General features: G+C 68.5%; 13 protein-coding genes. 7 read left to right on the top strand and 6 right to left on the bottom strand.

Going from position 1 to position 13,114, the window contains the following annotated elements; translation table 11 throughout:
• Window positions 1-27: 27 nt before the first annotated feature.
• Complete coding sequence (locus PKF00_RS17505) at window positions 28-1,014, top strand: carbohydrate kinase family protein (RefSeq protein WP_271218603.1); 987 nt, start codon at window positions 28-30, stop codon at window positions 1,012-1,014.
• 78 nt (window positions 1,015-1,092) lie between these two features.
• Here the strand turns inward: PKF00_RS17505 and PKF00_RS17500 are convergent, their stop codons facing one another.
• Both PKF00_RS17500 and PKF00_RS17495 read right to left on the bottom strand, forming a co-directional pair.
• Window positions 1,093-1,362, bottom strand: a complete 270-nt coding sequence (locus tag PKF00_RS17500) for a sulfurtransferase TusA family protein (protein ID WP_271218602.1) — start codon at window positions 1,360-1,362, stop codon at window positions 1,093-1,095.
• Between the two features lie 25 nt (window positions 1,363-1,387).
• Window positions 1,388-2,524: a cysteine desulfurase family protein gene (locus tag PKF00_RS17495; RefSeq protein ID WP_271218601.1), complete on the bottom strand. Its 1,137-nt coding sequence runs from the start codon at window positions 2,522-2,524 to the stop codon at window positions 1,388-1,390.
• 216 nt (window positions 2,525-2,740) lie between these two features.
• Here PKF00_RS17495 and ctaC point away from each other — a divergent pair, with 216 nt between their 5' ends.
• The 4 genes from ctaC (at window position 2,741) to PKF00_RS17475 (ending at window position 6,917) form a co-directional block, all read left to right on the top strand.
• A complete protein-coding gene (ctaC, locus tag PKF00_RS17490) occupies window positions 2,741-3,490 on the top strand; it encodes an aa3-type cytochrome oxidase subunit II (RefSeq protein WP_271218600.1) in 750 nt (249 codons plus the stop codon).
• 65 nt (window positions 3,491-3,555) lie between these two features.
• Window positions 3,556-5,148: an aa3-type cytochrome oxidase subunit I gene (gene ctaD / locus PKF00_RS17485; protein ID WP_271218599.1), complete on the top strand. Its 1,593-nt coding sequence runs from the start codon at window positions 3,556-3,558 to the stop codon at window positions 5,146-5,148.
• Window positions 5,145-5,540: a cytochrome c oxidase subunit 4 gene (locus PKF00_RS17480; protein ID WP_271218598.1), complete on the top strand. Its 396-nt coding sequence runs from the start codon at window positions 5,145-5,147 to the stop codon at window positions 5,538-5,540. Before ctaD ends, PKF00_RS17480 begins: the two co-directional genes overlap by 4 nt.
• A gap of 180 nt (window positions 5,541-5,720) precedes the next feature.
• Window positions 5,721-6,917 (top strand): L,D-transpeptidase, encoded by a 1,197-nt coding sequence (locus tag PKF00_RS17475; RefSeq protein WP_271218597.1) that lies wholly within the window; start codon window positions 5,721-5,723, stop codon window positions 6,915-6,917.
• A gap of 311 nt (window positions 6,918-7,228) precedes the next feature.
• Here the strand turns inward: PKF00_RS17475 and qcrB are convergent, their stop codons facing one another.
• From qcrB to ctaE, 4 genes are read right to left on the bottom strand one after another with little or no spacing between them, the layout of a single operon-like run.
• The gene (gene qcrB, locus PKF00_RS17470; RefSeq protein ID WP_271218596.1) at window positions 7,229-8,875 is read right to left on the bottom strand and encodes a cytochrome bc1 complex cytochrome b subunit; all 1,647 of its coding nucleotides are present in this window, start codon (window positions 8,873-8,875) and stop codon (window positions 7,229-7,231) included.
• Window positions 8,872-9,984 (bottom strand): cytochrome bc1 complex Rieske iron-sulfur subunit, encoded by a 1,113-nt coding sequence (gene qcrA / locus PKF00_RS17465; protein ID WP_271218595.1) that lies wholly within the window; start codon window positions 9,982-9,984, stop codon window positions 8,872-8,874. The genes qcrB and qcrA overlap by 4 nt, the downstream gene beginning before the upstream one ends.
• Complete coding sequence (qcrC, locus tag PKF00_RS17460; protein ID WP_271218594.1) at window positions 9,981-10,793, bottom strand: cytochrome bc1 complex diheme cytochrome c subunit; 813 nt, start codon at window positions 10,791-10,793, stop codon at window positions 9,981-9,983. The genes qcrA and qcrC overlap by 4 nt, the downstream gene beginning before the upstream one ends.
• A 16-nt stretch (window positions 10,794-10,809) precedes the next feature.
• Window positions 10,810-11,427, bottom strand: coding sequence for an aa3-type cytochrome oxidase subunit III (gene ctaE, locus PKF00_RS17455; protein ID WP_184714835.1), 618 nt, complete (start codon window positions 11,425-11,427; stop codon window positions 10,810-10,812).
• 195 nt (window positions 11,428-11,622) lie between these two features.
• On the opposite strand from ctaE, the gene PKF00_RS17450 reads away from it, so the two are divergent.
• Together PKF00_RS17450 and trpD are read left to right on the top strand one after the other, a co-directional pair.
• Window positions 11,623-12,018, top strand: a complete 396-nt coding sequence (locus PKF00_RS17450; protein WP_271218809.1) for a response regulator — start codon at window positions 11,623-11,625, stop codon at window positions 12,016-12,018.
• A gap of 39 nt (window positions 12,019-12,057) precedes the next feature.
• A complete protein-coding gene (gene trpD / locus PKF00_RS17445) occupies window positions 12,058-13,104 on the top strand; it encodes an anthranilate phosphoribosyltransferase (RefSeq protein WP_271218593.1) in 1,047 nt (348 codons plus the stop codon).
• Window positions 13,105-13,114: the final 10 nt, after the last annotated feature.

Raw genomic sequence — 13,114 nt, 5'->3', positions numbered from 1 at the left:
GATGCTGACAACGAGGAGAATGATCCCGTGCGCATCGCCGTCACCGGCTCAATCGCGACCGACCATCTGATGACCTTCCCGGGCCGCTTCGGCGACCAGCTCATCGCCGAGCAGCTCGACCGGGTCTCCCTGTCCTTCCTCGTGGACGACCTGCAGATCCGCCGAGGCGGCTGCGCGGCCAACATCGCCTTCGGCATGGGCTGCCTGGGACTGCGGCCCGTCCTGGTCGGCGCGGTCGGCGCGGACTTCGCCGACTACCGGTCCTGGCTGGAACGGCACGGCGTCGACTGTGACTCCGTGCACGTCTCCGAGATCCACCACACCGCCAGGTTCCTGTGCACGACCGACGAGGACCACAACCAGATCGCGTCGTTCTACACCGGGGCGATGGCCGAGGCCCGGCTGATCGAGCTCGGCCCGATCGTCGACCGGCTCGGCGGCCTCGACCTCGTCCTGGTCAGCCCCAACGACCCCGACGCGATGCTCCGGCACACCGACGAGGCCAGGGGACGCGGCATCCCGTTCGCGGCCGACCTCTCGCAGCAGCTCGCCCGCATGCCCGGAGAGGACATCCGGCGGCTCGTCGACGGCGCCGCCTACCTGTTCGGCAACGACTACGAGAAGGGCCTGATCGAGCAGAAGACCGGCTGGTCCGACGAGGAGATCCTCGACCGGGTCGGCGTCCGCGTCACCACGCTCGGCCCCAAGGGCGCCGTGATCGACCGCAAGGGCGAGCCCTCCCTGCACGTCTCGCCGGCCCCCGAACTGGGCAAGGCCGACCCGACCGGCGTCGGCGACGCCTTCCGCTCCGGCTTCCTGGCGGGCGTCGCCTGGGGTCTGTCCCTGGAGCGCTGCGGCCAGATCGGCAACCTCACCGCCACCCACGTCCTCGAGCGGGTCGGCGGCCAGGAGTACGAGCTCGGCCGCGCGTCGTTCCTCGAGCGCTTCGCCGCCGCCTACGGCGCGGAGGCGGCCGCCGAGGTCGAGCCCCTGGTGAAGTGCCACTACGCCTGAGCCCGCCACGCGGGTGAGTCCTCCTCCCGCGGGCCGCCACGAGGGGCCCGCGGGGGATCTCGGCGATCCCGGGGGAGCTCAGTAGTTGCGCCGCACGTGGATGGCCCAGCCGCCGCCGGGAAGCTCGTGGCTGCCCACGTGGTGGTGCGACTTCAGCCTGCACCAGGCGGGGATGTCGGTGAACGCCGCGGGGTCGTCGGCGAGCACGGAGACGATCGCGTTGCGCGGCACGTAGTTGATCTGCTCGGCGAGCATGATGATGGGGATGGGGCACTTCTTGCCCAGCGCGTCGATGGTCAGAGCCGGAGGCTGGGTGGCCCCCTCCGCTGCGGCCTGTGCGGACGTCATGAAGCGCTCACTTCCCGAATATCGATCACGACTTTATTCCCGCGTCCTCACGGATCCTCCTCACCATGTCCGGCAGGACGGCGAGGAAGCGATCGACATCCGCCGAGGACGCGCCTCGGGGCAGCGATACCCGGACGTTCCCATGCGTAAGCACGCCCATGGCCTCCAAAACGTGTGATGGACGAAGCGTACTGGCCGTGCAGGAACTGCCAGACGATACGGCGAATCCTGCCTTGTCCAATTCTGTCAGCAACGCCTCACCTTCCACGTAAAGACACGAAAAGGTGACAATGTGCGGAGCGCGGGCGACCGGATCGCCGATCACCTCGACGTCGGGGACCAGCCGGGGGACCTCTGTCCTGATGCGGTCGACCAGCGCGGACAGGCGCGCCGACTCCCCGGCGGACTCGGCGGCCATGGCGCGCAGCGCGGCGGCCGAGGCGACGATCGCGGGCACGTTCTCGAACCCCGGGACCCTGCGGCGCTCGCGCTCGTCCTCGGGGAGCGGGCTGCGCCACCTGGTGCCCTTGCGGACGACCAGGACGCCGACCCCCGCGGGGCCGCCCCACTTGTGCGCGCTCGCGGCCAGCACCGACCAGCCGCCGGGCAGCGGCATCCGGCCCGCGGTCTGCGCGGCGTCGACCAGCAGGGGCACGCCGGCCTCGGCGCACGCCGCCGCGGCCTCCGCGATCGGCTGGACCGTCCCCACCTCGTGGTTGGCGCTCTGCAGGCAGGCCAGGGCCGTGCCCTCGGCGAGCACGGCCTCCCTGAACGCGGCCGGGTCGACCGCGCCGGTCAGGCCGACGCCGACCGTCTCCACCGAGCCGCCGTCGCGCTCGTGGACCCCGGCGGCGTGCAGCACGCTGGAGTGCTCCACCGCGGAGGTCACCAGGCGGCGTCCGACCCTGCGCCGCCCGTGCAGCGCGCCGAGCACGCCCAGATGCACGGCCTGGGTGCCCGAGGAGGTGAACGAGACCTCGTCGGGACGGGCTCCGAGAGCCTCGGCCACCTCTGTGCGCGCCTGTTCCAGTAACATCCTTGCCCGGCGGGCGGGACCGTACAGTCTCGCCGGGTCGGCCCAGCCGACGTCGAGCGCCGCGATCAGGGCCTCGCGGGCCTGAGGGTGCAGCGGCTCGGTCGAGGCCGCGTCGAAGTACGCCACGTCCCAATCGTCGCATCACACGCGACGCAATCGGGGGCTGCGCGGGGGGGCGAGGGTGGTCCGCGCTAATGTGTCCCCCAGCGTAAAGCTGTGAACTACAAGTTGTGAACATGAACAAACGACCGCCCAGGAGCGACTCCTGGGCTTCATCTGTGGGGTAGGCGATCCGTGAGTCCGACCCGCCGTTCTGCACGGCGTTCGTTGGCCCGCCGCCGGGTGCCACGCGCTGCCGCTCTGGCGCTGCTGCTGGTGTCCGCGACGGCGTGCAGTGCCGAGGAGTGGTCCCGTGGCGGCATGCCCGTCGGCATCACCAAGCAGGCCGATACCGTCCAGAATCTGTGGAACGGATCCTGGATCGCCGCTCTCGCCACCGGTGTGGTCGTGTGGGGCCTGATCCTGTGGTCCGTGGCGTTCCACCGCAAGAGGAAGAACTCGAAGGAGACCCTGCCGCCGCAGGTGCGCTACAACCTCCCGATCGAGATCCTCTACACGGTTGTCCCGATCATCATGGTCGGAGTGTTCTTCTTCTTCACCGCGCGTGACCAGAACTACGTCAACACGCTTTCCGGTCACCCCGACGTGAAGGTCAAGGTCGAGGGCTTCCAGTGGAGCTGGCGCTTCACCACCGACTACAACGGCAAGAAGGTCGAGGTCGTCGGCAAGCCCGCCAGCGACTACACCGGGGGCCCGCAGCTGGTGCTCCCCGTCGGCAAGAAGATCGAGTTCGACCTCGTCTCGCCGGACGTCATCCACTCCTTCTGGGTGCCCTCCTTCCACTTCAAGCGCGACGTCATCCCCGGCGTGACCAACAAGTTCGAAGTGGACACCCTCGACAAGCCCGCCGTCTACGCGGGCCGCTGCGCCGAGCTGTGCGGCACGGACCACAGCCGGATGCTCTTCTCGGTGAAACTCGTTCCCCAGGCCGAGTTCGATCAGTACATCGCTAGTCAGGCGGGTGCCCAGTGACCGCGCACAACGAGTCCCTCCCCCTACCCCCGGCGACCCGCAAGGGATCGGTCGTGGTGAAGTGGATGACGTCCACCGATCACAAGATCATCGGACACCTCTACCTCATCACCTCGTTCGTCTTCTTCCTGATCGGCGGCGTCATGGCGCTGATCATGCGAGCCGAACTCGCGCAGCCCGGCCTGCAGATCACCAGCAACGAGCAGTTCAACCAGCTGTTCACCATGCACGGCACGGTCATGCTGCTGATGTTCGCGACGCCGCTGTTCGCCGGCTTCGCCAACGAGCTCATGCCGCTGCAGATCGGCGCGCCCGACGTGGCCTTCCCGCGTCTGAACATGGTGAGCTACTGGCTGTTCACCTTCGGCAGCACCATCGCCCTGTCGGGCTTCATCACCCCGGGCGGCGCGGCCAGCTTCGGCTGGTTCGCCTACACCCCGCTGTCGAACGCGATCAGCTCGCCCGGCGTCGGCGGTGACCTGTGGATCGTCGGCCTGACCATCAGCGGTCTGGGCACGATCCTCGGCTCGGTGAACTTCATCACCACGATCATCTGCATGCGCGCGCCCGGCATGACGATGTTCCGCATGCCGATGTTCACCTGGAACATCCTGCTCACCTCGATCCTCGTGCTGATGGCCTTCCCGGTGCTGGCCGCCGCGCTGCTGGCCCTGGAGGCCGACCGCAAGCTCGGCGCGCAGATCTTCGCCTCCGAGACCGGCGGCGCCATGCTCTGGCAGCACCTGTTCTGGTTCTTCGGCCACCCCGAGGTGTACATCATCGCGCTGCCGTTCTTCGGCATCGTCACCGAGATCCTGCCGGTCTTCAGCCGCAAGCCGCTGTTCGGCTACATCGGCCTGGTCGGCGCGACCATCGCCATCGCCGGTCTGTCGATCACCGTGTGGGCCCACCACATGTTCCCGACCGGCCAGGTGCTGCTGCCGTTCTTCTCCTTCATGACGTTCCTCATCGCGGTCCCGACCGGGGTGAAGTTCTTCAACTGGATCGGCACGATGTGGCGGGGGCACCTGTCCTTCGAGTCGCCGATGCTGTTCTCCATCGGCTTCCTGGTCACCTTCCTGTTCGGCGGCCTGACCGGTGTCATCCTGGCCTCGCCGCCGCTGGACTTCCAGGTGTCGGACTCCTACTTCGTGGTGGCCCACTTCCACTACGTCGTCTTCGGCACCGTGGTGTTCGCGATGTTCGCGGGCTTCTACTTCTGGTGGCCCAAGTTCACCGGCAAGATGCTCAACGACACGCTGGGCAAGGTGCACTTCTGGACGCTGTTCATCGGCTTCCACACCACCTTCCTCGTCCAGCACTGGCTGGGCGCGGAGGGCTTCCCGCGGCGTTACGCCGACTACAGCCCGATCGACGGCTTCACCGACCTGAACATGGTCTCCTCGGTCGGCGCGTTCCTGCTGGGCGCCTCCACGCTGCCGTTCCTGTACAACGTGTGGAAGACCCACAAGACGGCCCCGAAGGTCACCGTCGACGACCCGTGGGGTTACGGCAACTCCCTGGAGTGGGCGACCTCCTGCCCGCCGCCGCGGCACAACTTCACCTCGCTGCCGCGCATCCGCTCCGAGCGCCCGGCGTTCGACCTCAAGTACCCGCACACCGTCACCACCCCGCGTGAGCTGGAGGAGGTCCGATGAAGGTCCAGGGCTGGTTGTTCATCCTCTGCGGCGTGTTCTTCGCCGCGGTGGACGTCGTCTACTGGTACTGGTCCAAGGAGCCGGTGGGCACGACGGCGATGGCCATCTCGGTCGGCTTCGCCTTCATGATCGGCTACTACCTCATGTACACCGCCCGTCGCATCGGCGACCAGCCGGAGGACGACAAGCAGGGCGAGATCAGCGACGGCGCCGGAGAGCTCGGCTTCTTCAGCCCGCACAGCTGGTGGCCGCTGTTCGTCTGCCTGGCCGTCTCGCTCACCGCGGTCGGCCTGGTCATCGGCTGGTGGCTGTTCCTGATCGGCGTCTTCGCGGTCATCATGAGCATGATCGGGTTCGTCTTCGAGTACTACCGGGGTCACTTCTCGCACTGACCCCTCGGCGCTCCGCGCCGCCCCTCATGCCCGAGAACGGGCCACGGAAGCTTCCGTGGCCCGTTTTTTGGTGTTTATTGGCTGCTCAGAATCGCTGTCATATGTGGCGCTCCGCTTACTCCGGGTAATAACAGGATCACTAGAGCGGTCCTGAACAGGGAAGTACAGGTGGGGCAGGCGATGCGTCGATCGATTCCGGGAGTCGGCCTGCTGGCTCTGGCACTGGTGACCTCGTGTTCGGACGGTTCGACCACCGCCGCGCAGAGCACGGGCGCCGCCGTGCAGTACGCCGACGCCGCCGTCAGCGTGGTCCCCCTGGACAGGGCGGGCAACGTGCCGAGCCACGCGACCGTCCTGGTCGCCGCCAGGGGCGGGACCCTGAAGAGCGTCGCCGTGAAGGGCCCCAAGGGTGCCCTGACGGGCGTGCTGAGCGCCGACGGCACCCAGTGGCACAGCAGGGGCACCGTGCTTCCCGGCACCTCCTACGAGGTCACCGCGACCGCGGTGAACCCGGCGGGGAAGGTCACGCGGACCACCACCTCCTTCTCCACGGCCAAGGTCGACAAGACCTTCGCGATCGAGAGCCTCATGCCCAGCAAGGAGACGACGGGCCTGACGGTCGGGGTCGGCATGCCGGTCATGATCACTTTCGACCAGCCCATCGCCGACCGCGTCGAGGTCGAGCGGAACCTGCTGGTCCGCACCTCCAAGCCGGTCCTCGGAGCGTGGCACTGGTTCGACGACAAGACCGTGCACTTCCGTCCGAAGGAGTTCTGGCCCGCGCACACCAACGTCCGCGTCGACGCCCGTCTGGAGGGCGTCAGAGGCGGCAGGGGCCTGTACGGCAAGCAGAACCAGACCCTGCGCTTCAGGGTCGGCCGTTCCCAGATCACCAAGGGCAGCACCCTCACTCACCACCTGACCGTCAGACGCGACGGCAAGGTCGTCCGGCAGATCCCCATGAGCGCGGGTCAGGGCGGCCAGTGGAAGTACTACACGACCAGCGGGGTGCACCTGGCCATGTCCAGGGAGCCCGTCACCGTCATGACCTCACCCGGCATCGGCCCCGGTTCCCCCGGCTACTACCAGATGACCGTCTACAACACCGTCCGCATCTCCAACAGCGGCGAGTACGTCCACAGCGCCCCCTGGTCGGTCGGCTCGCAGGGGTACGCCAACGTGAGCCACGGCTGCGTCAACGTCAGCCCGAGCAACGCCTCCTGGTTCATCGACAACACGCTGATCGGCGACCCCATCATCATCACCGGCTCGCCCCGCAAGCTGGAGCCGACCAACGGCTGGGGTCACTGGCAGGAGAACTGGAAGGAGTGGCTCAAGTGGAGCAGCGTCAGATACTTCACCACCGACGACCTGTGACCCTCCACGCGGCCACCTTCGTCCTCCGTCGCGCCTGAGGCCCTGTACGGCCTCCTGAGGGGCGTTCGCGCGTTGCCCATGGATGGGTTCCGATGAGGTCCACGCAGGTCAGAGCGGGCCGTACAGGGCCGTTTCCGGGTGGTCGTGCCGTCTCGCCGAGTGGACGCGCGGGCCCCGTGGCACCCGGCGGGAAGCCGGCGCCGTGAGGCGGGGGCTCGGCGGCAGGGCGCGAAGGGGACGCAAAAGGGCGGGGCCCGGACACCGTGTGGTGTCCGGGCCCCGCCTTTGACGGCTTGTGCCTGTCGGGTCGATCAGTGGGTGAGGGACTTGTCGTCCTTGCCCGGGCCGACCTCCGCGTGCTCGCCGTGCTCGTCGCCGTGACCGTGGCCGTCGTCCAGGGCGATCTTCTCGCCGCCGTAGGCCTTGCTCATCTTGGCGCGGAGCTTGCCGAGCGGGCCGCGCATCCCCTTGGGGGGGATGCCGTCGCTGTCGGCGTCGGTTCCGGCGATCATCGGGACCGGCGTCTTGCCGCGGACGTGGGCCTCGATGGCCTCGTTCGGCGGGACGTGGACCTCGATGTACTCACCGTGGGGCAGGCGCTTGATGACGCCCGACTCCACGCCGTGACCGATCACCGCGGCGTCGGCGCGCTGCAGGCCGAGGCAGATCCGGTAGGTGACGATGTAGGCGACCAGCGGGCCGACGAAGACCAGGACCCGGCCGACGTACGTCGTCCAGTTCAGCGAGACGTGGAAGAACGAGGAGATCTCGTCGTTCGCGCCGAGCAGCCACAGGACGCCGTAGAAGGTGATCGCCGACATGCCGATCGAGGTGCGGTGCGGGTTGTTGCGGGGACGCTCGGCGACGTGGTGCTCGCTGCGGTCCCCGGTGACCCACTGCTCGATGAAGGGATACAGGGCGAGTCCCGTCATGATGATGCCCATCGGGACCAGCGCCGGGATCAGCACGCTCAACGGCAGGGTGAAGCCCAGGACGTTGATCTCCCACGCGGGCATCAGGCGGAGCGAACCCTCCAGGAAGCCCATGTAGAAGTCGGGCTGGGAGCCCGCCGAGATGTCCGCCGGCGTGTAGGGGCCGAACAGCCAGATCGGGTTGATCTGGGCGAAGGTGCCCAGCAGCGCGATCACCCCGAACGTGAACATGAAGTACGCGCCCGCCTTGGCCATGAAGGCCGGGTAGAACGGGGCGCCGACCACGTTGGTGTTCGTGCGGCCCTTGCCCGGCATCTGGGTGTGCTTCTGCACCCACATCAGGACCATGTGGGCCGAGATGAGCGCCAGCAGGATGCCCGGGATGAGCAGGATGTGCAGCGAGTAGAACCGCGAGATCACGTCCTCGCCGGGATACTCGCCGCCGAAGAGGAAGAAGGTGATCCACGTGCCGACCAGCGGCAGCGAGATCGCCACACCCTCGGTGATCCGCAGACCCGCGCCGGAGAGCAGGTCGTCGGGCAGGGAGTAGCCGGTCAGACCCTCCAGCAGCGCCAGAGTGAGCAGGCCGACGCCGATGAGCCAGTTCAGCTCGCGCGGCTTGCGGTACGCACCGGTGAAGAACACTCGGAGCGCGTGCACCATCATGCCGGCGACGAACAGCAGGGCGGCCCAGTGGTGCATCTGCCGCATCAGCAGACCGCCGCGCACGTCGAAGCTGATGTGCAGCGACGAGGCGTACGCCTCGGACATCGTGACGTCCTTGAGCGGCTCGTAGGAGCCCTCGTAGACGACGTGCCCCATGGAGGGCTTGAAGAAGAACGTCAGGAAGGTGCCGGTCAGCAGCAGGATGATGAACGAGTAGAGAGCGATCTCACCCAGCAGGAACGACCAGTGGTCGGGGAAGACCTTGCGCAGGTTGCGCTTGAGGAAGTTCCCCGCGCCGAGCCGGTCGTCGAGGAAACTGCTCGTGCCCGCTATGGGCTTCGGAACGGTTCCGGTGCTCATGCGTGGCCTCCGTTCTCACGGACCTCGGCCTCAGCGTCGCCGCGCTCCCAGAAGCTCGGTCCCGGCGGGACGGCGAAGTCGGCCGTGGCGACGAGGTATCCCTCGTTGTCCACGGCGATCGGCAGCTGGGGCAAAGGCCTGGCGGCCGGACCGAAGATGACCTTGGCGCCGTCCGCGGCGTCGAAGGTCGACTGGTGGCACGGGCACAGGATGTGGTGCGTGGTCTGCTCGTAGAGGGCCGCGGGGCAGCCGACGTGGGTGCAGATCTTGGAGTACGCGACGATCCCGTCGTGCGTCCAGTTCTTGTTCGTTCCGGACTTGATCTCTTCCGGGCGGAATTTGATCAGGATCAGTGTGGCCTTGGCCAGGGCGTTGAGGTCGTGCTCGTAACCCTCGGGCACGACGGAGAGGATGCCGCCGGGGGAGTTGAAGTCCGCCGCGCGGATCGGCGCGCCGGTGCCCTCGACGACGAGCCTGCGGTTCTTGCCGTCCTTGGTCTTCTCGCCCCAGACGGTGTGCCGCAGCTTGCTCGGGAAGTCGCTGTAGCGCGGCCCGAGGTCGCGCAGCAGCACCAGCGGGAGCACGCCCAGCGGGGCGGCGGCGAGCAGGAGCGTGCGGCGCAGCAGCGGCCGCTTGGTGATGCCGCTCTCGGCCGCGCCCTGCAGGAAGGTCTCCGCGACGTACTCCCTGGCCTCGGGACCCGAGGCCATCGGGTGACGCTCCTGGACCAGGTTGTACTTCGGCATGACCATGCGGACCCACACCACGATGCCCGCGGCCAGCGCGAGCAACGCCAGGGTGAGGGAGCCGCCCAGGGCCAGGGTGGAGACCTGGGTCGTCTCGACGTCGCCGACCTGGAACGCCACGTAGGAGACGACGAAGGCGACCGCCGCGAGGAAGGTGACGGTGAAGCAGAGGGCGGCGACCCTCTCGCCCTTCCTCGCGGTCTGCTCGTTCTGCGGGATCACGCCGGGGACGTCGGCGACGCCCTCGGCGTGATGCTCGTCGGTCCCGAGCAGGGAAGTGCCCGTGGCTGGGGAGGGGGTGCCGATGACGCGCCGTGGCACGCGTCCGTCGGGCTGTTCGATGTCGTGATTGGTGTCAGTCATTGGTGGGCCTGTCGCTTCTTAGCGGTGATCCAGATGGCGGCGAGGGCGAGCAGGCTGATGCCCACGATCCAGGCGACGAGACCCTCGGTCACCGGGCCGATGCGGCCGAGACCGGCGCCGCCCGGGTTGGGCTCCTCACGCACGCCCACGATGTAGGCGATCATGTCCCGCTTCTGCTCGGGAGTGATGATGCTGTCGTTGAAGACGGGCATCGCCTGCGGGCCGGTGATCATGGCCTCGTAGATCTGCGTCGGAGTGGCGTCGTGCAGCGGCGGGGCGTACTTGCCCTGGGTCAGCGCGCCGCCGGAGCCGACGAAGTTGTGGCACTGGATGCAGTTCGCGCGAAACAGCTCGCCGCCCTTCGCCTTGTCGCCCTTCGCCGGGTCGACCTGCTCGGGGCCGGGGGCGACGGGGCCGCCGCCCAGCGACTGGATGTAGGCGCCGAGTTGCCTGATGGTGTCGTCGTTGACCCAGGGGGCCGTCGGCTTGCGCGGAGCCTGCGCGCCGGGGTTGGCCAGGGGCATACGGCCACTGCTGACCTGGAAGTCCACGGCGGCGGCGCCGACGCCGACGAGCGTCGGGCCGTTCGCGGTGCCCTCGGCGTTGAGGCCGTGGCAGCTGGAGCAGCTCTGCTCGAAGAGTTTCCTGCCCTCGGCGACGTCGTCGGCCCTGCCGGACGCGATGGCCGCGTCAGCCCGCTCGCTCGTCGGGGCCGCGAGGGTGTAGAAGCCCCCCAGCAGTCCCAGGGCAAGAAGCAGGACGGCGTATCTCGCGAGGGGATGCCGCCGCCCAGCGGTGATCCTATTCACAGAGATCCCCGATTCCTTAATGAATGCCGTAGATGGTCACGAAAAGGCCGATCCAGACCACGTCGACGAAGTGCCAGTAGTAGGACACGACGATGGCGCTGGTCGCCTGCTCACGGGTGAAGCGCTTCGCGGCGTACGTGCGTCCCAGCATGAACAGGAACGCGATCAGTCCACCGGTCACGTGAAGGCCGTGGAAGCCCGTGGTCAGGTAGAACACCGAGTCGTACGCGGAGTGCGACAGGGTGTGCCCCTCGTGGACCAGCTGGCTGTACTCGTACAGCTGGCCGCCGACGAACACGGCGCCCATCAGGAAGCTGACGATGTACCAGAAGCGCAGCTTGGCGACCTGGCCCTTCTCAGCCGCCCACACGCCCAGCTGACAGGTCACGCTCGACAGGACCAGGATGATCGTGTTGACCAACGAGAACTGGACGTTCAGGTGAGCCTCCGGCCAGGGAAGTCCCTGGCCGAGGCTCACCGACCGGATGGTGAAGTACATCGCGAACAGCGCCGCGAAGAACATGAGCTCAGAGGACAGCCAGACGATCGTCCCGACGCTGACCAGGTCTGGCCTGCGGGACGAATGCGCTGTCGTCGTCGTTGAGATTGCGGATGCTGTCGCCACGGGCAGCATTATTGCGGCTCTCCTGGTCGGGTCGCCGCACGACCCCCCAATAGGGGACCCACGCGTCCCGCAAAACCGGGCGTATAGGGCAATTGTTTCGGTGATGCGTCTGCCCTGGGTCTCCGGGCGAGCCGACCGGTACCATCCCAGGTGACCATACATCGACAAGGGATAGTGAGCGCCACCGTGAGCACCGACGACAAGATGAGGGTCCTCGTCTACAGCGACGACGCGAGCACCCGAGAGAAGGTGCGGCAGGCCCTCGGCCGGCGTCCCGCCGCCGACGTGCCCCTCGTGGAGATCGTGGAGTGCGCCACCCACGCGAAGGTCGTGCAGCACTTCGACTCGGGAGAGATCGACGTCGCGGTGCTCGACGCGGAGGCCCGGCCCGCGGGTGGCATGGGGGTCGCGAGGCAGGCCAAGGACGAGGTGTACGACTGTCCGCCGATCTGCCTGCTGATCGCCCGCCGCGACGACCGCTGGCTGGCCGAGTGGTCCCGCGCCGAGGCCGTCGTGCCGCAGCCGATCGACCCGGTGGCCCTGGCGGGCACCGTCGCCGACCTGATGCGCCGCCGCCTGTCCACCCGCCTGACCGCCTGACCGCCCGCCAGAACACCTTCCTTCCTTCTGGAGACCTCCATGGACGCGCGCACCACCTGGCCCGCGCTGTTGTCGGCCCTGCTCGCGGGTGAGCACCTCACGGCGGACGAGGCCGCCTGGGCGATGAACGAGATCATGTCCGGCTCGGCGACGTCCGTGCAGATCGCGGGCTTCGCCGTGGCGCTGCGCGCCAAGGGGGTGACGGTCGCCGAGCTGACCGGGCTGACGCGCACCATGCTGGAGCGGGCGACCCCGCTGTCGGTCGAGGGGCCCGTCGTCGACGTCGTCGGCACCGGCGGCGACCGCGCCCACACGGTCAACGTCTCCACGATGGCCGCGATCGTCGCCTCGGCGGCGGGCGCGCGGGTGGTCAAGCACGGCAACAGGGCGGCCTCCTCCCTCTGCGGCGCCGCCGACGTGCTGGAGCACCTGGGGGTCGTGCTCGACCTGACCCCGGAGAACACCGCCAGGGTCGCGGTCGAGGCGGGCATCGCCTTCTGCTTCGCGCCGCACTACCACCCGGCGCTGCGCTTCGTCGGGCCCGCGCGCAAGGAGCTCGGCATCCCGACGGTCTTCAACTTCCTGGGGCCGCTGACCAACCCCGCCAGGCCCCAGGCCCAGGCGATCGGCATCTTCGACCCGGTCATGCTCCCCGTGGTCGCGGGCGTGTTCGCCGAGCGCGGCGTCTCGGCCCTGGTCTTCCGGGGGGACGACGGGCTCGACGAGCTCACCACCGCGACGACCTCGACCATCTGGGTGGTGCGCGACGGCGAGGCCAGGAAGACCGTCTTCGACCCGGCCGTGCTCGACATCCCCAGGTCCGCGCCGGACGCGTTGCGCGGGGGCGACGTGACGTTCAACGCGCAGGCCGTGCGCGACCTGCTCGGCGGCAAGACCGGCCCGGTCCGCGACGCGGTGCTGCTCAACGCCGCGGCCGCGCTGGTCTCCCTCGAGGGCGCGGGCGACGACCTCGACGCCGCGATGGCCGGGGGATACGCCAGGGCCGCGCACGCCGTGGACTCCGGCGCGGCGGAGGCGACCCTCACGCGCTGGGTCGAGGCCAGCCAGGCGCTGAAGTCGTCCTGACCCGGCTGCC

Source organism: Streptosporangium carneum, from assembly GCF_027922005.1.
GTDB classification, from domain to species: Bacteria; Actinomycetota; Actinomycetes; order Streptosporangiales; family Streptosporangiaceae; genus Streptosporangium; species Streptosporangium carneum.
This window is presented reverse-complemented; position numbering and strand designations above follow the sequence as displayed.